The organism is Rhizobacter sp. Root404, assembly GCF_001425865.1.
Lineage (GTDB): Bacteria > Pseudomonadota > Gammaproteobacteria > Burkholderiales > Burkholderiaceae_C > LMDS01.
Window position 1 is genome coordinate 201,632 of sequence record NZ_LMDS01000007.1, and the last position, 24,044, is coordinate 225,675.

Consider the following 24,044-nt stretch of genomic DNA (forward strand, 5'->3'; position numbering starts at 1 on the left):
GCCGCCCCTTCCCACTCCATTGCACAGGACCACCATGAAGCTCCATTCCATCGCAGCGACTGTCGCCCTCACGCTGTTCACCCTGGGCAGCGCCCACGCCGCCGACCCCAAGGCGACCATCGCCGACCTGGACGCGCGCCTGGCCAAGATCGGCGTCGCCAAGGTCGACGGCACCGACAAGGCCGGTGACAAGACCGTGCCAGCGCTCTATTTCGGCGAGCGCAAGATCAACAACAACTACGACGTGGTCGACGCGGTGCGCAAGGCGCACGATGCGACCGCGACCGTCTTCGTCAAGGACGGCGACGAGTTCGTACGCGTCAGCACCAACGTGCTCACGCCCGAGGGCAAGCGCGGCGTCGGCACCCAGCTGGCACGCAACAAGGCCTACGAAGCGGTCATCAAGGGCACCCAGTACTGCGGCCCGATCGACGTGCTCGGCACCGCGTTCGACGCCTGCTACAACCCGATCAAGGATGCGGGCGGCAAGCTGGTCGGCGTGAGCTACATCGGCCACAAGAAGTAATCCCCCTCACGTGTCGCACGCCGACGGAGACCGCCCCATGAAGATGATTCACCGCCTGCGGGCGCACGTCGGCCGCATGCCGATCCGCCGCCAGCTCTATGCTGCCTTCGGGTTCGTGCTGCTGCTCACGGCCGGCGTCGGCGCCGTCGCACTCGACGGCCTCGGCCGCGTCGATGCGCAGGCCCATGCCATGGATACGAAGTGGTTGCGCAGCGTCGGCCTGCTGGGCGAGATGCGCATCGCGCTGGCGGACGCGCGCGAGTTCGAGATCAAGCACAGCCGCACCGCCGACACCAGCTACCACTCGGAATACGAGGAGAAGCTCGGTGCCGCGACCAAGCAGGTGACGACCACGCTCGCGAGCTTCGCCGCCCTGCCCGGCGACGACACGGAACGCGCCGCGATCGCCAAGTTCGGCAAGGGCTGGACCGCCTACAGGCAGTTCAGCGAGCGCGTCGTCTCGCTCGGCCGCGAGAAGAAGCAGCAGGACGCCGCCGACATCAGCGATGGCGGCGCCAGCATGGCGTTCGACGAGGCGATGGGCGCGTTGAACGGCCTGTCGAAGAACGCGTTCGCCGGCGGCGCCACCGCAGCGGCGACCGCCACGACGATCTATGCCCGCGCCCGCCTGCTCGTGATCGGCCTGCTGGCCGGCGCGCTCGCGGTCGGCGTGCTGCTGAGCTGGCTCATCACCCGCCACCTGCTGCGCCAACTGGGCGGCGAACCGGCGGTGGCGTCCGAACTGGCGCGCCGCGTCGCCGATGGCGACCTGACCGCGCAAGTCACGATCCGCGCCGGCGACACCGACAGCCTGATGGCGCGCCTGCAGACCATGCAGCGCAACCTCGCCGGTGCCGTGGCCGAAGTGCGCCGCGGCTCCGAGAACGTCGCGACCGCCAGCTCGCAGATCGCGCAAGGCAACCACGACCTGTCGACCCGCACCGAGCAGCAGGCCAGCGCGCTGCAGGAGACCGCCGCGACGATGGACCAGCTCGCGGCGACGGTGCGCAACAACGCCGAGAACGCGCAGCAGGCCAGCCAGCTGGCGCAGGGCGCGTCGGCCGTCGCGGTCAAGGGCGGTGCGGTCGTCGGCGAAGTCGTCACGACGATGAAGGGCATCAACGACAGCAGCCGCCGGATCGCCGACATCATCGGCGTGATCGACGGCATCTCGTTCCAGACCAACATCCTGGCGCTGAACGCGGCCGTGGAGGCCGCACGTGCCGGCGAGCAGGGCCGCGGCTTCGCGGTCGTCGCCGGTGAAGTGCGCAGCCTGGCGCAGCGCAGCGCCGAGGCCGCCAAGGAGATCAAGGGGCTGATCAACGCGAGCGTCCAGCGCGTCGCCGACGGCACCGCACTGGTCGACCAGGCCGGCCAGACCATGACCGAGATCGTCGGCTCGATCAAGCGGGTCACCGACATCGTCGCCGAGATCAGCGCCGCCAGCAGCGAGCAGAGCAGCGGTGTCGCGCAGGTCGGTCAGGCCGTGTCGCAGATGGACCAGGCGACGCAGCAGAACGCCGCGATGGTCGAGCAGAGCGCCGCGGCGGCGCAGAGCATGACGCAGCAGGCGCAGCAGCTGGTGCGCGCCGTCGCCGTCTTCAAGCTCCAGGCGACTTGACGGCCGACGCCGGCAGCGCGGCGAGCAGCGCCGCGCTGGGCGTGTGCCAGCCGACGATCGCGCCCTGCGCCGCGATCATCGCGAGCGCGGCCGCCTTGAACTCGGGGAAGTAGCTCTCGGTCGCGTCCTCGACGAGCAGGCAGTCGTAGCCGCGGTCGTTGGCCTCGCGCATCGAGGTCTGCACGCAGACCTCGGTCGTCACGCCGGTGAACACCAGGTGCGTGACGCCGAGCGCCTGCAGCATCTCGTGCAGGCCGGTGGCCCAGAACATGCCCTTGCCGGGCTTGTCGATCGCAAGCTCGCCGCGCTGCGGCGCAAGCGCCGGGATGATCGACGTGCCGGGCTCGCCGCGCACCAGCAGCCGGCCCATCGTGCCGGTCTCGCCGATGCGCAGGCTCGGCGCGCCGCGCAGGCGCTTCGCGGGCGGGCAGTCGGACAGGTCGGGCAGGTGCGCCTCGCGCGTGTGCACGACCGGCCAGCCGCGCGCGCGCCAGGCCGCGAGCAGGGCCGCAATCGGCTCGATCGCGGTGTGCAGCAGGCTCACGTCGTTGCCGAGCGAGGCGCCGAAGCCGCCGGGCTCGACGAAGTCGCGCTGCATGTCGATGACGACCAGCGCCGTCCTGCCGCCGGGCGCGAACGGGTACGGGAACGGCGTGGCCGCGATCGGTATCGGTTCGTCGTCGCTCATGCGGCCTCCGGCAGCGCCTGCGGTTCTTCGTGATGGCCGCCGCCCATGTGGGCGCCGATCACGCGCCGATCGGCGCCGGCCGCCGCGGTCTCGAACACGATGCGCCCCTCGCTCATCACCGCGATGCGGTCGCTGAGCTCGAGCAGCTCGTCCAGGTCCTCGCTGATCAGCAGCACCGCGCCGCCCTTCGCGCGCACCTGCAGGATGCGGGCGTGGATCTCCGCGACCGCCGCGAAGTCGAGCCCGAACACCGGGTTCGCGGCGATCAGCACGTTGATCTGGCCGGCCAGCTCGCGCGCCAGCACCGCGCGCTGCACGTTGCCGCCCGAGAGGCTGGCGATCGGCGCGTTCTCCCCGCGGGTCTTGACGCCGTATTCGGTGATCCAGCGGCGCGCACGCTCGCGCCAGGTGCCGAAGCGCAGCCAGCCGCGCTTCAGCGGCGCCTCGTCGAAATCGCGCAGCGCCATGTTCTGCGCGACGCTGAGCTCGCCGACGCAGGCATTGCGCAGCGGCTCCTCGGGCAGCGCACGCAGCTGCAGGATGCGGTTCTCGCTGCGCCGGCCGAGGTAAGGCTCGCCGACCACCCGCACCGTGCCGGCCACGCGCGGTCGCTGGCCGACGAGCGCCTCGACCAGCTCGCGCTGCCCGTTGCCCGAGACGCCCGCGATGCCGAGGATCTCGCCCTGCCGCACCGCCAGCGTCAGCCCTTGCACGGCCAGCGTGCCGCGATCGCCCATCGCGGCCAGGCCCTCGACCTGCAAGGCGACCGGCGCATCGGCCGCGGTCGGCGCCCGCGGCGCGGCGCTCCCTTCCGAGACGAGCGCCGAAGCGCTCGCGGCCGAGTCACCGATCATCGCCTGCGCGAGTTGCTCGGGCGTCGTGCCGGCGACCTTCGCGCCGTGCACGCGCCCGCCGCGGCGCAGCACGGTCACCTCGTCGGCATAGGCCATCACCTCGCGGAACTTGTGCGTGATCATCAGCACGGTGCATTCGCCGCGCCGCGCGACGGCGCGCACGTAGGCCAGCACCTCGTCGGCCTCCTGCGGCGTCAGCACCGAGGTCGGCTCGTCGAGGATCAGCAGGCGCGGCTTGAGATACAGCTGCTTCAGCAGTTCGAGCTTCTGCTTCTCGCCGGCCGCCAGGCCAGCGGGTGTGGCGTCGAGGTCGAGCTTGAACGGCGTCGTCTCGAGGAACGCGTTGAGCGCGGCGCGCTCCTTCTTCCAGTCGATCAGCGCCGGCGTGCGGCCGCCGGCGAGCAGCAGGTTCTCGGCCACGTTCATGCCCGGGGCGAGCGTGAAGTGCTGGTAGACCATGCCGATGCCGAGCTCGCGCGCGACCACCGGCGTGGCGATGTCGTGCTCGCGCCCGTCGAGCAGGATCGCGCCGCCCTCGGGCCGCTGCGAGCCGGCCACGCACTTGACCAGCGTGCTCTTGCCGGCACCGTTCTCGCCGAGCAGCGCGTGCACCGAACCGGCCGCCACGCTCATCGTGACCGCGTCCATCGCGGTGAAGCTGCCGAAGCGCTTGGTCAGCTCGAAGGTGTCGAGGGTCAGCGCGCCGGTGTGCGCGGGCTTGGGGTCGAGCGGAGCCGTCATCGCAGCACCTCCAGTACATGGGCGGACGCCGCGTGCGCGCCGAACACGCCACCCTGCATCTCGATCATCTTCAGCGCGGCCTCGTGGTTGCCGCGGTCGGTGGCGGCGGTGCAGTCGTCCAGCAGCAGGCACTCGAAGCCGCGATCGTTGGCCTCGCGCATCGTCGTGTGCACGCACACGTCGGTGGTGATGCCGGCGAGCAGCAGGTTGCGGATGCCTTGCGTGTTCAGGATCAGCTCGAGGTCCGTAGCACAGAACGAGCCCTTGCCGGGTTTGTCGATCACGATCTCGCCGGGCAGCGGCGCGAGCTCGTCGATGATCTCCCAGCCCGGCTCGCCGCGCACCAGGATGCGGCCGCACGGGCCGGCGTCGCCGATGCCCACGCCGTCGGTGCCGATGCGGCGCGAGCGCCAGCGCTTGTTGGCGGGCAGGTCGGCGAGGTCCGGGCGGTGGCCTTCGCGGGTGTGGATGATCGGGAAGCCGAGCGTGCGCAGGCGCCCCATCAGCGTGTTGATCGGGCCGATCGGCGCGCGGGTCAGCGACAGGTCGTAGCCCATCTTGTCGACGTAGCCGCCGGCGCCGCAGAAGTCGGTCTGCATGTCGATCACGACCAGCGCGGTGTTGGCCGGTCGCAGGTCGCCGTCGAAGGGCCACGGGTACGGACTGGCGGCGACGAAGGTCTCGCTCATTGCGCTCACCGCGTCGACGACAGTTCGCCGGGGCTGCCGGCCGCCACCTTGCCGGGCCGGCAGCTGATCACCAGGATCACCAGCGTCAGCACGTACGGCACCGCGGCGAACAGGTTGTAGCCGGCGCTGATGCCGATCGACTGCAGCGCCGGCCCGATCGCCCCCGCACCACCGAACAGCAGCGCCGCGCCGACGCAGCGCAGCGGGCTCCAGCGCGCGAAGATCACCAGCGCTACCGCGATCAGACCCTGGCCGCTGGAGATGCCTTCGTTCCAGCTGCCCGGGTAGAACAGCGTCAGCGACGCGCCACCCAGGCCGGCGATCGCGCCGCCCGCCGCGGTGGCGGCGATGCGGATGCCGTTGACCGAGTAGCCCAGCGCCTTGGTCGCGCTGGCCGAGTCGCCCGCCAGGCGCACCAGCAGGCCCCAGCGTGTCCGGGCGAAGGCCCAGTACATGGCGAGCGCGAGCAGCAGCCCGAGCGGCAGCAGCGGGTTGACCTGCAGCGCGGACTGGAACAGCGGCGAGCTGCTCCATGCGCCGAGCGCCAGCGCCGGCAACTGCGTCGCCTGCGGCTGGATCAGCGGTTTGCCGAGGTAGAACGCCAGGCCGGTGCCGAGCAGCATCAGCGCGATGCCGGTGGCGACGTCGTTGACGCGCGGCAGCGAGCACAGCAGGCCGTGCAGCAGCGCGAGCAGCGCGCCCGTGCCGGCCGCGACGAGCACGCCAATCCACGGCGAGCCGCTCAGGTACGAGCCGCCGAACGCGGCCATCGCCGACAGCACCAGCACGCCTTCGAGGCCGAGGTTGATGCGCCCGGACTTCTCGGTCAGGCACTCGCCGAGGCTGACGAACAGGAAGGGCACGCCGACCCGCAGCGCCCCGCCCAAGATCGCCGCGACGAAAGGCAGCAGGATGTCGTTCATCGCGTGTTCATGTCGGTTTGATCGTGCTGCTCAACGGCACTTCCTTGGGCTGCATCGAACGCCGGAAGCGCTCGCCGGCGGCCTGCCAGTCGACGCCGCGCAGCGCCTCGCTGGCCAGAATCAGCACGAACGCGATGCCCTGCAGCACCTGCACCGACGCATCGGGCAGGCCGAGCCGCCGCTGCAGCAGGCTGCCGGCCGCCCCGAAGCCGCCGAACAGGATCGCGACCGGGATGATCGCGAACGGCGAGTGCCGCGCGATGAACGAGACCAGGATGCCCGCATAGCCGTAGCCGGCGATCAGCGAGGCGTTCGCATTGGTATGGACGGCCGCGACCTCGATCGCGCCGGCCAGCCCCGCGCTGCCGCCGCCGAGCGCACACGCCAGCAGGATCAGCGCGCTCGCCGGCAACCCGACGAGTTGCGCGGTGCGCGGGTTGCCGCCGACCACGCGGACCGAGAAGCCGCGTGCGGTCAGCGCCAGCCACAGGCCGAGGCTCAGGCACGCAGCCACGCCGATCACGAAGCCCCAGTGCACATCGGACCCGAAGATGCCGCCGATGCGGATCGCTTCGTCGAGCGCGCGGGTCGACGGTTTGTTCAGCGTCGCCGGATCGCGCATCGGTCCCTCGACCAGCTGCTTGAAGATCGCGATCGCGGTGTAGGCCAGCAGCAGGCTCGAGATCGTCTCGTTGACGCCGCGGTACTGGCGCAGTGCGCCGGCCAGTGCGATCCAGGCCGCGCCGACCGCGAAACCGGCCAGGCAGACCAGCACCGTGCCGGCCGCGTTGCCGGGCAGCGGCATCAGGTACGGCAGTGCCGCCGCCGCCAGCCCGCCGAGCACCACCGCGCCCTCGCCGCCGATGATGACGAGTCCCGCGCGCGCCGGCAGCGCGACGCACAGCGCGGTCAGCATCAGCGGCGCCGCGCGCGTCAGCGTGTTCTGCCACGAGAACCAATCGCCGAACGCGCCCTTGAACAGCAGCACCCAGGTCTCGACCGGGCTGACGCCACCGATCCAGACGAACAGACCGAAGATCAGCAGCGCGCCGATCAGGGCGCCGATCGGCAGCAGGGCGTCGACGAGGGTGTTGCGCATGGTGGTTATGTCCTCATCGGGACGCTGGCACGATCGGCGCGAGCAAAGGCCGCCACCGAGGCTCTTCCAACGAAGACCAAAGCCCGTGGGCTTCGCGGCAAGGGCCGCCCGTCGGGTGCGATTTGGGTGGCGACGAGCAGCGCAGGGCCGGGGTCGGCGCGCGCCAGCGCGCTTCGTTGACTGACTCGCCGCGGTTGTTTGAACGCAGTGAGCGCAGCGAACGGAGTGAGTTCTGCGGCGCGACCCCGGACCGAGCAGCGCAGGGCAGTCGACGTGGGGCCACGAAGGGGCCCCTTCGTGGCCCTGCAGCGGCGACCGCCACCGAATGAGCGCCCGGCGGGCTGCCCTTGCCGTGACGCGCCGATGCCACCAGCCCGAGAGGATTCGGTTCCATTCAGACCGAGCCGATCACGCCTTCGACCAGGTAGTTCATCCCTTCGAGCGCCGGGTCGGTCTGCTTCAGCGTCTTCGGCACGACGACCACGCCCTTGTTGCTCTTCAGGCCGCCGGCGAAGATGTCGAAGGTGCCGGCGAGCATCTTGGCCTTGATGTCCTCGGCCTGCTTCTTCGCCACGTCGGTCACCATCGAGCCGTACGGCGACATCTTCACGTAGCCTTCCTTCAGCCCGCCGCGCAGGAAGTTCGGATGCGGCTTGCCGGCCTGGGCGGCGTCGACGACCGTCTTGTACGCGGTGGTCCAGTTCCATTCGGCACCCGTCAGGTACGCGGCCGGGGCGAGCTTGGCCTGGCTGACGTGGTAGCCGCAGACCATCTTGCCGCGCTTGGCGGCGGTCTCGACGATCACCTTCGGGCTGTCCACGTGCATCGTGAACACATCGACGCCCTGGTCGGCCAGGCTGTTGGTCGCCTCGGCCTCCTTGACCGGCATCGACCACTCGCCGGTGAAGATCACCGTGGTCGTGATCGCGGGGTTGACCGAGCGCGCGCCCATCGTGAACGCGTTGATGTTGCGCAGCACCTGCGGGATCGGCTTGGCGGCGACGAAGCCAAGCTTCTTGCTCTTCGTCATGTGCGCGGCGATCACGCCGTTCAGGTACTGGCATTCGTCGATGTAGCCGAAATAGCTGCCGGTGTTCTTCGGGTGCTTGCCTTCGGTCCACATGCCGCCGCAGTGCGAGAAGCGCACCTCGGGGTCCTTCGTGGCCATCGCGACCATGTACGGATCGAAGTAGCCGAACGAGGTCGGGAACAGCAGCGTCGCGCCGTCCTGCTTGATCATGCCGGTCATCGTCTTGGTGACGGCCGCGGTCTCCGGCACGTTCTCTTCCTCGACCACCTTGACGCCGGGCATCTTCTTCAGCTCCGCCGCGGCCGCAGCCTGCGACTGGTTGTAGCCGAAGTCGTCGCGCGGGCCGACGTAGATCACGCCGACGGTCAGCGGCTTCTGGGCGAAGGCGCCGCGCAGCGCAAACGGTGACGCCGCCGCGAACGACAGGGCAGACAGTTGCGCCAGCGAGCGGCGCCGCGAGGCATCGTGAGGATTCGACATGGAAGTTTCTCCGCGAGGTGAAGGGCCGGCCGCACTTTGGTGCACGCCTTGGTATACCAACAGGGATTCAGCAAAAGCCGTGCCCGCTGCCGACCCGTCGCGCGTGTGCCGGGGCCCTCGCGGTGCGCCCCGGCCCGGTCGCCGTCCGCCTATTTCGCGGGCAGGCGCGAGCGGGCCTCGTGCAGCGTGTGCAGCGTGATCTTGCGCACTTCGGCCTTGCTCTGGTCGATGTGTGTCTTCAGCAGCAACTGGGCCTGATCGGCCTTGCGCTGCATGACGGCGCGCAGGATCTTGCCGTGCTCGGTGTACGTGGCTTCGATGCGGTCCAGGCGGGTGAAATCGAGGTGCCGGATGATGCGGATGCGCTCGGTCACGTCCCAATGCACCCGCGCGATCTCGGGGTTGCCGGCGGCGCGCACCAGCGTGGCGTGGAACTGCTCGTCGTTCGCACCGACCTGTCGCGCGTCGGTCAGGCGCTCGGCCACCGGCACCAGCCACACGTCCTTCAGCGCCTCGAGTTCCGGCGGGTCCTCGACGCGGTTGCACAGCTTGACCAGGCTCGCCATTTCGAGCACGACGCGCAAGTCGTACAGGTGTTCGAGCTTGTCGAAATCGATCGGGCGGACGAACCAGCCCAGCTTGGCCTCGACCTCAAGGAACCCCTCGTTGCGCAGCCTGAACAGCGCCTCGCGCACCGGCGTGCGGCTGACGCCGAGCCGGTTGCCGAGCTCGGCCTCCGAGAAGCGGTCGCCGGCGACGAGCTGGAAGTCGTGGATCTCCGCCTTCAGTCGCGCATACACCTGCTCGGCCAGGTTCGGGCGTGGCGCGGCAAGCGGTACGGCAGGCGGAGGCAGCGTGGTCATGACCCGATCTTAGCGACCCGTCATGGATCGATGAGGCTGACATGCGCTGCCACCACGCGCCAGCCCTGCGGCAGGCGCACCCAGGTCTGGCTCTGGCGGCCGATCTTCGCGCTGCCCTCGCGCCGGAACTCGGTCATCGCCGTCGCCGCGTCCAGGCCGTAGGTGGTGATCACGGTGTTGACGAGTTGCCGCGCCAGGCCGGCCGCGGGCCGCGCCACGCGGAAGGCGCGGATCGCCTCGATGCCGACCAGGTTCTCGCCGATGCCGTAGCGCACGGTCCGGGCCGAATCCCAGAACAGCTCGTCGAGCACCTCGACCTTGTTGTGGACCAGCGCGTCTTCGTAGCGGGCGAACGCCGCCGTCACATCGGCGAGCACCTCGGGTCGATTGATGTCCATCACAGTGCGGCCACCGGGGAGGTGGCGATGCCCGACGATTCAAGCTGGTGCGCGACGCGCAGCGCCAGGTCTTCGCGCCACGGCGCGGCGATCACCTGCACCCCGATTGGCAGCGTCGCGTGCACGCCCCACACCGGCACGGCGCAGACGGGCAGGCCGATGCACGAGATCGGCTGCGTCAGCAGCCCGAGGCTCGGACGCGCCGGCAGGCGCCGGCCGTTGATCTCGAGCCACTCGGTGCCGAGCTCGGGCGCGACGCAGGGCGTGGCCGGGGCGAGCAGCACGTCGACCTCCTCGAACAGCTCGGCCGCGCGCAGCGCGAACCAGCGCCGCACCCGCTGCGCCTGCTGCACCCACGCGGCGGGCAGCAACGCGCCGGCGAGGAAGCGGTCGCGCGACAGCGGCTCGAAGTCCGCGGCACGGGTGCGCAGGTCGGCCAGGTGCAGCGCGGCGCCTTCGGCATTGCTGATCAGGAACGCCGCGGCGCGCGCCCGCGCGACCTCGGGAAGCTCCACGCTGCGGGTCGCGTCGAGCGCCTGCGCGACCCGCGCGACGGCGGCGCGCGCGTCGGCGTCGGCGAAGTCCGCGAAGTAGCCGTCCAGCGTCGCGATGCGCAGCCCGCGCGTGCCGAGCGCGAGCGCCTGCACGGTCGGCTCCACTGCGCGCTCGACGCAGCCCGGATCGTGCGCATCGAAGCCTTGCAGCGCGTCGTACGCGAGCGCCAGATCGCGCGTGCTGCGCGCGAACGGGCCGAGGTGGTCGAGGCTCGCGACGAACGGGTAGCTGCCGTGGCGCGGCAGGCGGCCGTAGGTCGGCTTCAGCCCGAAGGTGCCGCACAGCGACGACGGCACGCGGATCGAGCCGTTGGTGTCGGAGCCGAGCGTGAGCGGCACCTGTCCGGCCGCGATCGCGGCGGCCGAGCCGCCCGATGAGCCGCCCGCCGTGCGACCCAGGTCGTGCGGGTTGTGGCACGGGCCCTCGTGGCTGTTCTCGGTCGTGAAACCGTAGGCGTACTCGTCCATGTTGAGCGCGCCGACCAGCACCGCGCCAGCGGCCTGCAGGCGCGCCACCAGCGCACCGTCGTGCGCCGCGGGCGGCCGGCCGCGTTCGATCTTCGAGCCGGCGAGCGTGGTCAGGCCCGCGACGTCGAACAGGTTCTTGACCGCGAACGGCACGCCGAGCAGCGGCAGCGACTGCACCGTCGTGTCGCCGACCGCGAGCCGCGCATCGAGCGCCGCGGCGGCCTGCATCGCACGCTGCGCCGTCACGTCGGTGAAGGCGTTGACGCGCTCGTCGGTCGCGCAGATGCGCATCAGGCTCGCCTGCACCAGCGCGGTCGCCGTCACCGCGCCGCTGCGCACGGCGTCGGCCATCGCGGCGGCGCTGCCGCGCAGCAGGGCCTCGCCGCTCATGCCTGACCGCCGCGCGGGGCGATCGGCACGAAGGCCTCGGCCGGATCGTCGGTGACCTGCAGCGGGTGCGCCCCGACCAGCTCGGCCATGCCGGCCGCGAGCGCGAAGTAGTTCAGCACGCCGGGCCGGTGCTCGGCCGCGATCGGCAGGGCCAATGCGGCAGCCGCCGCGTCCACGTAGTGTTCGATCTGCGCTGGGGTCATCGGGCAGGGCGCCTTTCAATGTCAGGCCGGGTTCGTTCGCCGCCCCGAAACCCTGTCCGGACAGCGTGGCGACGGTTCGCGGTCGCGCTTCATCGTATTGCAAGATCTCGGCCACCCGGAGCCCGTTGGGTCGGCAGGCGCGCCTGGTCGGCCAGGACCCTTGCAGAGCCGCGGCTCGACCGACGCGGACGAAGGCGGATCAGACCGGCATGCCGGCCGCGACGAACGCCCGCCAGCCGCCGAACGCGGTGACGTCGCGCGCCGCGGCGAGCGCGTGCGCCTCGCAGACGAAGCCGTGCACCTGGCGGCCATCGGCGAGTCCGAGCGACCCGAGGCCGAGCGGCGGCGGGATCAGCGCGAGGAAGGAGCCGACCGCGGCCACGGGCATGTCCCAGACCTCGACCGCGATCGCGGCGCCGCCTTCGGCCACGCGCAGCAGGCCGGGCTTGGGCGGCACCGTGCCCGGCAGCGCGAACAGGCGGTAGTGGGGCGCGGTGAACGTGGTGTCGCGCAGCGTCGCGCCACGCTCGGTCAGCTGGCCGTTCAGCGGCAGCCCGCTGAGGTGCGCGCCGACGACCGCGATCGGCAGCGTCGGCGCGCTGGCGGGCCACGCGCCCGGCGCGTCCACCGAGGCCGCCCCCAGTGCCAGCGCGCGGCCGGTCGCGCCGAGCGGTCCGGCAAGCGCCGCCTCCCAGGTCTGGCCGAAGCGCGCAAGTGCGGCATCGGCCGCGCCGGGCGCGATGAACGTGACGCCGAACGGCAGCCCGCCGGTGGTGAATCCCGATGGCAGCGCGAGCGCGCACCAGCCGAGCAGGTTGACGAAGTTCGTGTACGTGCCGAGCAGTGCGTTGGTGCCGAGCGGGTCGGCATCGACGTCGGCATGGGTCGGGTGGGTCGGCGCGGTCGGCACCATCAACAGGTCGAGGTCGGCCCACAGCGCCGCGGTGTCGCGCTGGGCCTCGCGCAGCGTGTACTGGGCGCGGAATGCGTCGGTTGCGCTGAAAGCGTCCGCGACCTCGATCACGCGGCGCACGACCGGGTCGAGGGCCTGCGGATCGCGCTCGAGCAGCGCCTGAACCACGGCGTGGCGCTCGGCCACCCACGGACCGCCGTAGAGCAGCCGCGCGACGGCGAACAGGGGCGCGAAGTCCAGCGGCACCAGGGTGTGGCCGAGCGCGGCGGCCCGCGCCTTCGCCTGCTCGAAGCAGGCGGCGTACCCGAGATCGCCGTGGAACAGCGGCGTGGCCGGCACGCCGATGCGCAGCGCGGGCTTCCACTGCGCCGCGCCGGTGCGGAACGCGCTGTAGGCGTCGGCGGCATCGGGGCCTTCCATCACCGCGAGCACCGCGGCGGCATCGGCGACCTCCAGCGCAAGCACCGAGATGCAGTCGATGCTGCGGCACGCCGGCACGACGCCCGCGTTGCTCACCCGCCCCGGCGTCGGCTTCAGGCCGACCAGGTTGTTGAAGCCGGCGGGCACCCGGCCGGAGCCGGCGGTGTCGGTGCCGAGCGCGAAGGCCACGTCGCCACGCGCCACCGCCACGGCCGAGCCCGAACTCGAGCCGCCGCTGATGCGCTCGGGCGCGAAGGCGCTGCTCGGACGGCCGTACGGCGAGCGCGCGCCGACCAGGCCGGTCGCGAACTGGTCGAGGTTGGTCTTGCCCATACACACGGCGCCGGCCGCGATCAGCCGGGCGACCGCCTGCGCATGCGCCAGCGGGGTCCGTGCATAGGCGGGGCAGGCCGCGGTGGTGGGCAGGCCGGCCACGTCGATGTTGTCCTTGACCGCGAACGGCACGCCGAACAGCGGCATCGCGCGCAGCGCGGCGGCGCGGTCGGCATGGCGCGCGGCGCGGACCTCGAGCGCGGCAACGGCGGCGTCGATGGCGGCGGCGCTGGCGCGCGTGATCCACAGCTCCGGCGGGCTCGCGGCGGCCAGGCGCTGCTGCAGGGCGCCGAGCAGCGCGCGCGGCGCGGCGCCGTCACGGTAGGCGCGGCGCCAGTCGGCCAGGGTGAGGAGCGAAGTCGGGTTCATGCAGCGAAATGGTGCACTCGTTGGTATACCAAAAAGTGCACAGCATGAAGCGTGCCCGCGAATCGGCCCTGCGCTCAGGTCAACGCGACGACTTCGATCCAGTTGGGGTTGCGGCCGGCCGCGCAGGTGCTGCGCAGTGCCAGCGCGCCGCGGCGCGCGTCGATCGTGTAGACCGCGAGCCGGTCGGACTGCTGGCCGGCGGCGATCAGGAACGCCCCATCGGGCGTGATCGCGAAGCCGCGCGGTTGGGCCTCGGTCGGCACGTGACCGAGCGGCGCGAGCTGTCCGTTCTCGGGATCGACCCGGAACGCGGCGAGCGTGCTGGAGCGGCGCTCGCTGACGTAGAGGAAGCGGCCGTCGGGGCCGAGGTGCAGGTCCGCGGCCCAGGGCGCGCCGTCGACACCGGGCGGCAGCGACGCCACCGTCTGCACGGTGCGCAGCGTGCCGGCCGCGGCGTCGAAGGCCAGCACGTCGATCATCGCGTCGAGCTCGTTGAGGAGGTAGACGAAGCGCCCGGCCGGGTCGAACGCGAAGTGACGCGGGCTCGCGCCGGCATGCGGCGTGAACAGCGGCGGATCGTTCGGCGTCAGCCGGCCGGTGGCGGCGTCGAAGCGCAGTTGCATCACGTGGCCGCCGCCCAGGCAGGTCGCGAACACGAACCGGTTCGACGGGTCCGCCCCGATCGCGTGCGCATGCGGCGCGGTCGCGATCGCCTGCTGCGCGGGTTGCGCGACGCCATCGGCCCCGATCGGGCTCACCGCGATCAGGTTGCCCCCGTACGACGCGCTGAACAGCCAGCGACCGCTGCGGTCGGTCGCGATGTTCGCCATGCTGTGCGGCAGCGGCGCGGCGCCGAGCGCGGCGAGCTCGCCGCTGCGCGGGTCGATCGCAAAGCTCAGGACCTCGAGCGGATCGGAGCGGCGCGCGGCGTAGAGGAAGCGCCTGTCCGGGCTCAGCGCCATCGGCATCACCTGCCCGCCGACCGCGACGGCCCGGACCGGCGCGAGCTCTCCGCGCGCGGCGTCCAGCCGGTAGACGCCGATCTCGCCGCTGTCGGCGTTCGAGACGTAGACCGCGATCACTTCAGCAACAGGTTCGGCAGCCACAGCGAGAACGCCGGCACATAGGTGACGAGCATCAACGCGAAGATCAGCGCGCCGTAGAACGGCCAGATCGTGCGCATCACGGTGCCGACCGAGACGCCGCCGATCGCGCAGCCGACGAACTGCGTCGTGCCCACCGGCGGCGTATTCAGCCCGAGCGCGCAGTTGATCAGCATCACCATGCCGAACTGGATCTCGCTCATACCGTACTTCATGCAGATCGGCAGGAAGATCGGCGTGCAGACCAGGATGGTCGCGGCCATGTCCAGGAAGGTGCCGAGGATGAACAGGATGATGTTGACCAGCAGGAAGATCATCCACGGCGACGAGGTCATGCTCGACAGCAGCTTGCCGGTCAGGTCCGGCACCTCGTACAGGCTGATGATGTAGCCGAACGCGGCCGAGATGCCGATCAGCAGCAGCACGACGCCCGTCGTCTTCACGGCCTTGGCGGCGGCCTTCAGGAACTGCTCCCAGCGCAGCGTGCGGTAGATCACCACGCACAGGAACAGCGCGTACAGCACCGCAACCGCGGCCGATTCGGTGGCCGTGAACACCCCCGACAGGATGCCGCCGAGGATCAGCACCACCACGAACAGCCCCGGCAGCGAGGCCGCGAAGCTGCGCGCCACGATCGCCCAGCCCGGGAAGGTGCCGGCCGGGTAGCCGCGGTGCACCGCGACGAAGTACGCGGCCGCGAGGTTGCAGACCGTCAGTAGCAGCGCCGGCATCAGGCCGGCCGCGATCAGCATCGCGATCGAGACCTTGCCGCCCGCAGCCAGCGTGTAGATGATCATGTTGTGGCTGGTCGGCATCAGCGCGCCGACGAGCGCGGCGTGCGTCGTCACGTTCACCGCATAGTCGGCGTCGTAGCCTTCCTTCTTCATCATCGGGATCATCACGGCGCCCATCGCCGAGACATCCGCCACCGGCGAGCCGGAGACGCCGCCAAACAGCGTGCAGGCGACGACGTTGCTCATGCCCAGGCCGCCGCGCACATGGCCGACGATGCTCTTCGCGAAGTCGACGATCTTGTCGGCGATGCCGCCGTACATCATCAACTCGCCGGCGAAGATGAAGAACGGGATCGCGAGGAACGAGAACACGTTCATGCCCGAGGTCATCTGCTGGAAGATGACCGCCATCGGCAGGCCTTCGTACAGGATGGTCGCCAGCGCCGACAGGCCGATCGCGAACGCGACCGGCACGCCGAGGACCAGCAGCCCGAAGAAGCTGATGCAGAGAATCGTCAGTGCCATGCGGGCTTCACCTCTTCACCCCGGCGCAGCGCGACGATGTGTTCGATCGAGAACAGGATGATCAGGACGCCGGCGATCACCATCGGCACGTAGCGCCACGATTCCGAGACGCCCAGCGTCGGGATCTTGTAGCCCTGCACCGACTGGAACATCAGCGCGCAGTTCCACGCGAGCAGTGCACCGAACGCCATCGTCAGCAGGTGCACGAGGATCTCGAGCGGCTGCTTCAGGCGCTCGGGCAGCACCGGCCCGAGGAGTTCCATGCCGATGTGGCCGGCGTCGCGCACGCCGACCGCGCAGCCGAGCATCGTCACGTACAGCACCAGCAGCAGCGCCAGGCTCTCGGCCCAGGTCGGCGTGTTGTTCAGCACGTAGCGGCCGAACACCTGGTACGAGACGCAGGCGATGATCAGCACCAGGCCGAGCACGCCGAGCTGCAGCGCGACGCGCGCAATGCGCGCGCATACGGTCGTGAGCATCGCGCGCTCCTACTTGGTCTCTTGGATGCGCTTGATCATGTCCTTGAGCTTCGGGTCGGTGATGAACTTGTCGTAGACCGGCTTCATCGCGGCCTGGAAGGCCGGCTTGTCGACCTCGTTGATCTGCGCGCCCGCGGCCTTGACGACGGCGAGCGATTTCTCCTCGCGCTCGTCCCAGAGCTTGCGCATGTAGGGCACCGATTCCTTGGCGGCCTGGCGGATGTTCTTCTGGTCCTCCGGCGTCAGCGTGTCCCAGACCTTCTTCGAGAACAGCAGCATCTCGGGCGCCATCGAGTGCTCGGTCTTGGCGTAGAACTTCGCGACCTCGAAGTGTCGCGAGCTCTCGTACGACGGGTAGTTGTTCTCGGCGGCGTCGACCAGACCGGTCTTCAGGCCGGTGTAGACCTCGCCGAACGGCATCGGCGTGGCGTTGGCGCCCATCGCCTCGAGCAGCGCGACCCACAGGTCCGACTGCTGCACGCGGACCTTCAGGCCCTTCATGTCGGCGAGCGACTTGACCGGCTTCTTGACGGTGTACATCGAACGCGAGCCGCTGTCGTAGAACGCCAGGCCGATGAAGCCCTGGGCCTCGCAGCTCTTCAGGATCTCCTCGCCGACGGGTCCGTCGAGCACGTGGCGCATGTGTTCCTTGGAGTGGAACAGGAACGGCATCGTCGGCACGACGGTCGTCGGGCAGATGTTGTTCATCGGCGCGATGTTCACGCGCGTCATCGCGACGGCGCCGATCTTGGCCTGCTCGATCGTGTCCTTCTCGGCACCGAGCGCGCTGTTGTTGAACACCTTCACGCTGTGCTTGCCGCCGCTGAGCTTGTTGAGCACCGTGCCCATGTACTTGACGGCGTCGACGGTGGGGTAGCCGTCGGGGTGGATGTCGGTCGAGCGGAAGTCGGTCGCATGGGCGGTGAAGCCGGCGGCGGCGAGGCCGGCGGCGAGCAGGGTGCGGGTCAAAGTCATGAGGTCTCCTGGGGCGTTGTTGTTGGTGTGTGGGAAGGTCGCGGGCCGGTCAGTCGAACGGCCCCTTGATGCAGAAGCCGCCGCCCTGGTACCTGGCGACCGGGTCGGTCGGGTCGATGCGCGGCTGGCGCGCCTCGCGGTCGGCGCGGAACGGCTCGGAGCTGTCTTGCGGGCGATAGCCGATGTGGCGCGCCGGGGTGTTGTCCCACCAGGTCGTCGCGTTGTCGCTCATGCCGTAGATGACGCTGTGGCCAACGACCGGGGCGGACAGGCTCGCGACGACCAGGCGTTCGAGGTCGTCGAAGCTCATCCAGGTCGCGAGCATGCGGCGATCCACCGGCTCGGGGAACGACGAACCGATGCGCAGGCTGACCGTCTCGATGCCGTAGCGGTCGAAGTAGAACTGCGCCATGTTCTCGCCGAAGGCCTTGCTGATGCCGTAGTAGCCGTCGGGGCGCATCGGCATCGTGGCGTCGATGACCTCGTCCTGGCGGTAGAAACCGGTCACGTGGTTGGAGCTCGCGAACACGATGCGCCGCACTTTGTGCTTGCGCGCCGCTTCGTAGAGGTTGTAGACGCCGACGATGTTGGCCTGCAGGATCGGGCCGAACGGCCCCTCGACCGAGACGCCGCCGAGGTGCACGACCGCGTCGATGCCGTCGAGCAGCGCATGCACCGCGTCGGCCTGCTCGAGCGCGGCGGGCATCAGTTCCTCGCCCGGCGCGGCGGCGCCGAGGTCGGCGATGTCACTGACGCGCAGGACGCCACAATGCGCCTTCAGGCGCGGCCGGAGTTCGCGGCCCAGGCCACCGGCGGCGCCGGTCAGCAGCAGGCGGGCGTACAGCGGGGCGATGGAGGCGGCAGCGGTCATGAGCGGCGATCGATTTGGAAGGGTTGCCACGGATTGTTTTTGTCGGCTGTCCTGCAGAATGTGGAGCAGCATGTCATCGGTTGTCGTACAACTAGATGGTAGCCACCCTCCTTTTCCTGTCAATGCCGCCCCATCGGGGTTTGTACTGAACGATCGATGAATTCGACCCCGCCCCTTCGCCGCGCCCGCACGCTCGCCCATGAGCTGGTCGAGTCGCTGGGCGACCGCATCCGCGACGGTCGGCTCGCGGCGGGCGACAAGCTGCCCACCGAAGCGGCCTTCATGACCGAGTTCGGCGTCAGCCGCACCGTGGTGCGCGAGGCGATCTCGAAACTGCAGGCCTCCGGGCTGGTCGAGACGCGCCACGGCGTCGGCACCTTCGTCGTCGGCATGGGCGACGCATCGGCCTTCCGGATCGCGCCGGAGCAGCTGGCGACCTTGCGCGACGTCGTCGCGATGCTGGAGCTCCGGATCGGCGTCGAGACCGAGGCCGCGGGGCTGGCGGCGCAACGCCGCACGACCCAGAACCTGATCGCGATGCGCGACGCGCTCGACGCGTTCACCCAAGCAGTGGAAGCAGGCCGAGACGCAGTGGGTGCTGACTTCCAGTTCCATCAGGAGATCACGCGTGCGACCCAGAACGCCCACTTCGTGAATCTGATGGGGACGCTCGGCACGATGAGCATCCCGCGCGCCCGGCTCGACCCGTCGCGCCCGCCGGACGAGGAGCGCCTGGCCTACCTGCGCCGCGTCAACGCCGAGCACCTGAGCATCCTTGACGCGATCGAAAACCAGGACGTGGAGGCCGCCCGCGCGGCGATGCGCACCCATCTGGCCAACAGCCGGGAGCGCCGCCGCCGCGCCGCCGCACTGGCGGGCGAAAGCCCCTGATCCCGGGTTGGCCCGCTTGTCGGGCACGCTCCAGTGATCTAGGATAGTTGTACGACGACGTACAACTGGAGACTTCCGAATGCGCTCGACCTTCTTCCGCTGCCTCGGCCTGACGGCCGCCTGCGTGCTCGCCGCCACGGCCTCACCCGCCGCCTGGGCGGCCTACCCCGACAAGCCGGTGACGATCGTGGTGCCGTTCCCGCCGGGCGGCTCGACCGACGTGATCGCGCGCGCACTCGCGGCGCGGCTGCAGGAGAAGCTCGGCCAGACCTTCATCGTCGACAACAAGGCCGGTGCGACCGGCACGATCGGCGCCGGCTTCGTCAAGCGGGCCGCGCCGGACGGCTACACGCTGCTCGTCTCGTCGCTCGGTCCGTACGTGATTGCACCGCACCTGATCAAGGGCGTGCCGTACGACGCGACCCGGGACTTCGACTACCTGACCGTCGCGGTGCAGGCACCGAACGTGCTGGTCGTGCCGGCCGCATCGCCGTACAAGACGCTCGCCGACCTGCTGGCCGATGCCAAGGCCAACCCGGGCAAGCAGACCTTCGCATCGTCGGGCAACGGCTCGTCGGACCACCTCACGGTCGAGCTGTTCTGGCAGCGCACCGGCACCAGCGGCGTGCACGTGCCGTACAAGGGCGGCGCCCCGGCCGTGACCGACCTGCTGGGCGGCGTCGTCAACGCCTCGTTCCAGAACATCAACGCGGTGATCCAGCACGTGAACTCGGGCAAGCTGCGCGCGCTGGCGGTGACCGGCACCAAGCGCTCGGCGCTGCTGCCGCAGGTGCCGACGCTGTCGGAAGCCGGGGTCAAGGGCGCAGACGTGTACTCGTGGCAGGGCGTGGCCGCGCCGCACGGCCTGCCGGCCGACATCAAGGCCAAGCTCAGCGCCGCGATGGTCGCCGCGCTGAACGACCCGCAGGTCAAGCCGAAATTGCTCGAACAGGGCTTCGAGATCGTCGCGAACACGCCCGAGCAGATGACCAAGTTCCAGGCCGACGAGTTCGCGCGCTGGAAGACCGTCATCGAGACCGGCAAGATCACCGCAGATTGAGCATGAGCACCACCCCCCTCGTCACCGACGTCCGCGTCATTCCGGTCGCCGGCCGCGACTCGATGCTGATGAACCTGAGCGGCGCGCACGCGCCGTTCTTCACCCGCAACCTGGTGATCCTGACCGACAGCGCCGGCCGCACCGGCGTCGGCGAGGTGCCGGGCGGCGAGAAGATCCGCCAGACGCTCGAAGAGACGCGCGGGTTGCTCGTCGGCAAGCCGATCGGCACGATGCAGCAGCTGCTCGGCGAGGTGCGCGCCGCGTTCGCCGACCGCGACGCCGGCGGCCGCGGGCTGCAGACCTTCGATCTGCGCACGACGATCCACGTCGTCACCGCGATCGAATCCGCGCTGCTCGACCTGCTCGGCCAGCACCTCGGCCTGCCGGTCGCGGCGCTGCTGGGCGAGGGCCAGCAGCGCGCGCAGGTCGAGATGCTGGGCTACCTGTTCTTCGTCGGCGACAAGGCGAAGACCGGCCTGCCGTATGCCAGCGAGCCGGGCGCCGCGGACGACTGGTCGCGCCTGCGCCACGAGGAGGCGATGACGCCCGAGTCCATCGTGCGGCTGGCCGAAGCCGCGCACGCGCGCTACGGCTTCAACGACTTCAAGCTGAAGGGCGGCGTGATGGCCGGCGAGGCCGAGGTCGAGGCGATCCGCGCGCTGCACGAACGCTTCCCGACCGCGCGCGTCACGCTCGACCCGAACGGCGGCTGGCTGTTGAAGGACGCGGTCCGCCTCACCCGAGACCTGCACGGCGTGATGGCCTATGCCGAGGACCCGTGCGGCGCCGAGGACGGCTTCTCGGGCCGCGAGGTGATGGCCGAGTTCCGCCGCGCGACCGGGCTGCCGACGGCGACCAACATGGTCGCGACCGACTGGCGCCAGCTCACGCACGCGCTGTCGCTCCAGTCGGTCGACATCCCGCTGGCCGACCCGCACTTCTGGACCATGGCCGGCTCGGTGCGCGTGGCGCAGACCTGCCGCGACTGGGGCCTGACCTGGGGCTCGCATTCCAACAACCACTTCGACGTGTCGCTGGCGATGTTCACCCATGTCGCCGCCGCCGCGCCCGGCCGAGTGACCGCGATCGACACCCACTGGATCTGGCAGGACGGCCAGCGCCTGACGACCGCGCCGCTGCAGATCAAGGGCGGGCTGGTCGACGTGCCGACCGCGCCCGGCCTGGGCGTGACGCTGGACATGGCCGAGGTCGCGAAGGCCCACGCGCTGTACCTGCAGCACGGTCTGGGCGCACGCGACGACGCGATCGCGATGCAGCACCTGATCCCGAACTGGCGCTTCGACCCGAAGCGGCCGTGCATGGTGCGCTGAACCCGCGCACTCACAAGACACTTTCCCGGAGACGACTCGATGAACAAGCGCCAGACCCTGATTGCCGCAGCCGCCACATTGCTGGCGACCGCCCTCGCCGGCCCCGCCGCCCACGCGCAGGCGTGGCCCAGCAAGCCGATCCGCATCGTCGTGCCGTACACGCCGGGCGGCTCGTCGGACATCATCGCCCGCGCCATCAGCGGGCCGCTGGCCGAGGCGCTGAAGACCACCGTCGTGGTCGAGAACAAGCCCGGCGCGAACGGCAACACCGGCACCGACCTGGTCGCCAAGTCGCCCGCCGACGGCTACACGATCCTGCTGTGCGACGTCGGCGCGCTGGCGATCACGCCCTCGGTCTACACCAAGCTGCCGTTCGAGCCGAGCAAGGACCTAAAGGGCGTGACGATGCTCGCCTACTCGCCGCACATGCTGGTCGTGCACCCGTCGGTGCCGGCCAACAACCTGCAGGAGCTGGTCGCGCTGTCGAAGACCACCAAGCTGAACTTCGCGGTCACCGCGATCGGCAGCGCGCCCCACGTGGCGGGCGTCGCGGTCGAGAAGGCGACCGGGGCAAAGTGGGAGTACATCCCGTACAAGGGCGGCTCGCAGGCGATCACCGACACCATCGCCGGCCAGACCCAGGTGCTGATGAACGGCATGCTGGCGACGCTGCCGTTCGTGCAGAGCGGCAAGCTCAAGGTGCTGGGCATCTCGAAGGCCACGCGCATGCCGCTGCTCGCGAACGTGCCGACGATCGCCGAACAGGGGGTGAAGGGCTTCGAGTCCGGCACCTGGCAGGGTGCCCTGGTGCCGGCGGCCACCCCGCCGGCCGTGCTGGCACGGCTCTCGGCCGAACTGACGAAGATCATCCGCTCGCCCGAGGTGCGCTCGCGCCTGACCGCGCAGGGCGCCGAGGTCAACACGATGTCGCCGACCGAGTTCTCGAGCTTCTTCGAAGCCGAGCGCAAGCGCTGGGCCGGCGTCGTCGCCCAGGGCGGTATCAAGCTCGACTGATCAGGGAGATCCACGATGACCTTGCCCACGCCCTACAAGCCCTTCCCGAACAGCTTCCGCGCCGACCTGCGCGCGGGCAAGACGCTGATCGGCTGCTGGTGTTCGCTCGCCAACCCGATCACCACCGAGGTGCTCGGCGTCGCCGGCTTCGACTGGCTGCTGCTCGATGGCGAGCACTCGCCGAACGACGTGATCACCTTCATCCCGCAGCTGATGGCGCTGAAGGACAGCCCGAGCGCGCCGGTCGTGCGCCCGACCTGGAACAACCCGGTCGAGTTGAAGCGGTTGCTCGACGGCGGCTTCTACAACTTCCTGATCCCGTTCATCGAGAGCGCCGACGAAGCGCAGCGCGCGGTCGCGGCCACGCGCTACCCGCCGCAAGGCTTCCGCGGCGTGTCGGTCTCGCAGCGCGGCAACCGCTACGGCACCGTGCCGGGCTACTTCGAGGGCGTCAACGAGCAGATCTGCGTGATGGTGCAGATCGAAAGCCGCAAGGGCGTGGCGGCGGCGGCCGAGATCGCCGCGGTCGACGGCGTCGATGGCCTGTTCATCGGCCCGTCCGACCTGGCCGCGGGCTTCGGCCACTTCGGCAACCCGGCGCATCCGGAGGTGCAGGCCGCGATGGCGCAGGTGTTCGCCGCGGGCAAGGCGCACGGCAAGCCGATCGGCATCCTCGCGCCCGTCGAGGCGGATGCGCGGCGCTACATCGCGCAGGGCGCGACCTTCGTCGCGGTCGGCAGCGACCTGGGCGTGTTCCGCTCGGGGACGCAGGCGCTGCGCGACAAGTACCTCGCCGCTACCTGATATTTCACTGACATCGGAGCCATCGACATGAGCAAGTTGGGATTCATCGGCCTGGGCATCATGGGCACGCCGATGGCGCTGCGCCTGAAGGCCGGCGGCCACGAGCTGTTCTTCCACACGCGCAGCGAGCCCAAGCCCGAGGTGCTCTCTGCGGGCGCGGTGCGCTGCGCCAGCGCGAAGGAGGTCGCAGAGCGCGCCGACATCGTCTTCACGATGGTGCCGGACACGCCCGACGTCGCGAAGGTGCTGTTCGCCGACGACGGCGTCGCCGCCGGGCTCAGCAAAGGCAAGACCGTCGTCGACATGAGCTCGATCTCGCCGATCGACACGAAGGCGTTCGCGCAGCGCATCAACGCGCTCGGTTGCGACTACCTCGACGCGCCGGTCTCCGGTGGCGAGGTCGGCGCCAAGGCCGGCACGCTGACGATCATGGTCGGCGGGCCGGAGGCGACGTTCGAGCGCGTCAAGCCGCTGTTCGAGTTGATGGGCAAGAACATCACCCTCGTCGGCGGCAACGGCGACGGCCAGACCTGCAAGGTCGCCAACCAGATCATCGTCGCGCTGAACATCGCGGCGGTCGGCGAGGCGCTGGTGTTCGCCAGCAAGGCCGGCGCGGACCCGGCCAAGGTGCGCCAGGCGCTGATGGGCGGCTTCGCGGCCAGTCGCATCCTCGAGGTGCACGGCGAGCGGATGAT

General features: G+C 70.4%; 24 protein-coding genes. 8 read left to right on the forward strand and 16 right to left on the reverse strand.

Features of this window, described 5'->3' with window-relative positions; all coding sequences use genetic code 11:
- The first annotated feature begins 34 nt into the window (after positions 1-34).
- Positions 35-526, forward strand: coding sequence for a Cache 3/Cache 2 fusion domain-containing protein (locus ASC76_RS23210; RefSeq protein WP_056472626.1), 492 nt, complete (start codon positions 35-37; stop codon positions 524-526).
- A gap of 37 nt (positions 527-563) precedes the next feature.
- A complete protein-coding gene (locus ASC76_RS23215; protein ID WP_056472629.1) occupies positions 564-2,147 on the forward strand; it encodes a methyl-accepting chemotaxis protein in 1,584 nt (527 codons plus the stop codon).
- Here ASC76_RS23215 and ASC76_RS23220 read toward each other — a convergent pair.
- From ASC76_RS23220 to ASC76_RS23295, 16 genes are all read right to left on the reverse strand, one after another.
- On the reverse strand, positions 2,128-2,835 hold the full coding sequence (locus ASC76_RS23220; RefSeq protein ID WP_157615993.1) for a cysteine hydrolase family protein: 708 nt from the start codon (positions 2,833-2,835) through the stop codon (positions 2,128-2,130). The two genes, ASC76_RS23215 and ASC76_RS23220, sit on opposite strands and share 20 nt — an antisense overlap.
- Positions 2,832-4,430, reverse strand: a complete 1,599-nt coding sequence (locus ASC76_RS23225) for an ABC transporter ATP-binding protein (protein ID WP_056472632.1) — start codon at positions 4,428-4,430, stop codon at positions 2,832-2,834. Before ASC76_RS23225 ends, ASC76_RS23220 begins: the two co-directional genes overlap by 4 nt.
- On the reverse strand, positions 4,427-5,119 hold the full coding sequence (locus tag ASC76_RS23230; protein ID WP_056472634.1) for a cysteine hydrolase family protein: 693 nt from the start codon (positions 5,117-5,119) through the stop codon (positions 4,427-4,429). The genes ASC76_RS23225 and ASC76_RS23230 overlap by 4 nt, the downstream gene beginning before the upstream one ends.
- A gap of 5 nt (positions 5,120-5,124) precedes the next feature.
- The gene (locus tag ASC76_RS23235) at positions 5,125-6,042 is read right to left on the reverse strand and encodes an ABC transporter permease (protein WP_056472638.1); all 918 of its coding nucleotides are present in this window, start codon (positions 6,040-6,042) and stop codon (positions 5,125-5,127) included.
- 7 nt (positions 6,043-6,049) lie between these two features.
- Positions 6,050-7,141, reverse strand: a complete 1,092-nt coding sequence (locus tag ASC76_RS23240; protein ID WP_056472641.1) for an ABC transporter permease — start codon at positions 7,139-7,141, stop codon at positions 6,050-6,052.
- A 394-nt stretch (positions 7,142-7,535) separates the two neighbouring features.
- Positions 7,536-8,651, reverse strand: coding sequence for a BMP family ABC transporter substrate-binding protein (locus ASC76_RS23245; protein ID WP_056472644.1), 1,116 nt, complete (start codon positions 8,649-8,651; stop codon positions 7,536-7,538).
- A 149-nt stretch (positions 8,652-8,800) separates the two neighbouring features.
- Positions 8,801-9,514, reverse strand: coding sequence for a GntR family transcriptional regulator (locus ASC76_RS23250; protein WP_056472647.1), 714 nt, complete (start codon positions 9,512-9,514; stop codon positions 8,801-8,803).
- Positions 9,515-9,534: 20 nt separating this feature from the next.
- Complete coding sequence (hpxZ, locus tag ASC76_RS23255; protein WP_056472651.1) at positions 9,535-9,912, reverse strand: oxalurate catabolism protein HpxZ; 378 nt, start codon at positions 9,910-9,912, stop codon at positions 9,535-9,537.
- Positions 9,912-11,324, reverse strand: a complete 1,413-nt coding sequence (locus tag ASC76_RS23260; protein ID WP_056472653.1) for an AtzE family amidohydrolase — start codon at positions 11,322-11,324, stop codon at positions 9,912-9,914. The genes hpxZ and ASC76_RS23260 overlap by 1 nt, the downstream gene beginning before the upstream one ends.
- Positions 11,321-11,527 (reverse strand): AtzG-like protein, encoded by a 207-nt coding sequence (locus ASC76_RS23265; RefSeq protein WP_056472658.1) that lies wholly within the window; start codon positions 11,525-11,527, stop codon positions 11,321-11,323. The genes ASC76_RS23260 and ASC76_RS23265 overlap by 4 nt, the downstream gene beginning before the upstream one ends.
- A 199-nt stretch (positions 11,528-11,726) precedes the next feature.
- Positions 11,727-13,562, reverse strand: coding sequence for an allophanate hydrolase (gene atzF, locus ASC76_RS23270; RefSeq protein WP_056472662.1), 1,836 nt, complete (start codon positions 13,560-13,562; stop codon positions 11,727-11,729).
- Between the two features lie 74 nt (positions 13,563-13,636).
- The gene (locus ASC76_RS23275) at positions 13,637-14,668 is read right to left on the reverse strand and encodes a beta-propeller fold lactonase family protein (protein ID WP_200947205.1); all 1,032 of its coding nucleotides are present in this window, start codon (positions 14,666-14,668) and stop codon (positions 13,637-13,639) included.
- Complete coding sequence (locus ASC76_RS23280; protein ID WP_056472666.1) at positions 14,641-15,924, reverse strand: TRAP transporter large permease; 1,284 nt, start codon at positions 15,922-15,924, stop codon at positions 14,641-14,643. The genes ASC76_RS23275 and ASC76_RS23280 overlap by 28 nt, the downstream gene beginning before the upstream one ends.
- Positions 15,915-16,403 (reverse strand): TRAP transporter small permease, encoded by a 489-nt coding sequence (locus ASC76_RS23285; protein WP_056472669.1) that lies wholly within the window; start codon positions 16,401-16,403, stop codon positions 15,915-15,917. Before ASC76_RS23285 ends, ASC76_RS23280 begins: the two co-directional genes overlap by 10 nt.
- Positions 16,404-16,412: 9 nt before the next feature.
- Positions 16,413-17,378 carry a TRAP transporter substrate-binding protein gene (locus tag ASC76_RS23290; RefSeq protein WP_056472672.1) on the reverse strand — a complete coding sequence of 322 codons (966 nt, stop codon included), beginning with the start codon at positions 17,376-17,378 and terminating at the stop codon, positions 16,413-16,415.
- Between the two features lie 49 nt (positions 17,379-17,427).
- The gene (locus ASC76_RS23295) at positions 17,428-18,249 is read right to left on the reverse strand and encodes an NAD(P)-dependent oxidoreductase (protein ID WP_056472675.1); all 822 of its coding nucleotides are present in this window, start codon (positions 18,247-18,249) and stop codon (positions 17,428-17,430) included.
- A gap of 156 nt (positions 18,250-18,405) precedes the next feature.
- Between ASC76_RS23295 and ASC76_RS23300 the strand changes: the two genes are divergently transcribed.
- The 6 genes from ASC76_RS23300 to ASC76_RS23325 all read left to right on the forward strand — a co-directional run.
- The gene (locus tag ASC76_RS23300; protein ID WP_056472679.1) at positions 18,406-19,140 is read left to right on the forward strand and encodes a FadR/GntR family transcriptional regulator; all 735 of its coding nucleotides are present in this window, start codon (positions 18,406-18,408) and stop codon (positions 19,138-19,140) included.
- Between the two features lie 79 nt (positions 19,141-19,219).
- The gene (locus ASC76_RS23305; RefSeq protein ID WP_056472681.1) at positions 19,220-20,200 is read left to right on the forward strand and encodes a tripartite tricarboxylate transporter substrate binding protein; all 981 of its coding nucleotides are present in this window, start codon (positions 19,220-19,222) and stop codon (positions 20,198-20,200) included.
- A 2-nt stretch (positions 20,201-20,202) separates the two neighbouring features.
- Positions 20,203-21,531, forward strand: a complete 1,329-nt coding sequence (gene gudD / locus ASC76_RS23310; RefSeq protein ID WP_056472684.1) for a glucarate dehydratase — start codon at positions 20,203-20,205, stop codon at positions 21,529-21,531.
- A gap of 39 nt (positions 21,532-21,570) precedes the next feature.
- Positions 21,571-22,545, forward strand: a complete 975-nt coding sequence (locus ASC76_RS23315) for a tripartite tricarboxylate transporter substrate binding protein (RefSeq protein WP_056472687.1) — start codon at positions 21,571-21,573, stop codon at positions 22,543-22,545.
- A gap of 15 nt (positions 22,546-22,560) precedes the next feature.
- Positions 22,561-23,349, forward strand: a complete 789-nt coding sequence (gene garL, locus ASC76_RS23320; RefSeq protein ID WP_056472689.1) for a 2-dehydro-3-deoxyglucarate aldolase — start codon at positions 22,561-22,563, stop codon at positions 23,347-23,349.
- A 27-nt stretch (positions 23,350-23,376) separates the two neighbouring features.
- The coding region (locus ASC76_RS23325) for an NAD(P)-binding domain-containing protein (RefSeq protein ID WP_056472692.1) at positions 23,377-24,044 on the forward strand (668 nt) is incomplete at its 3' end.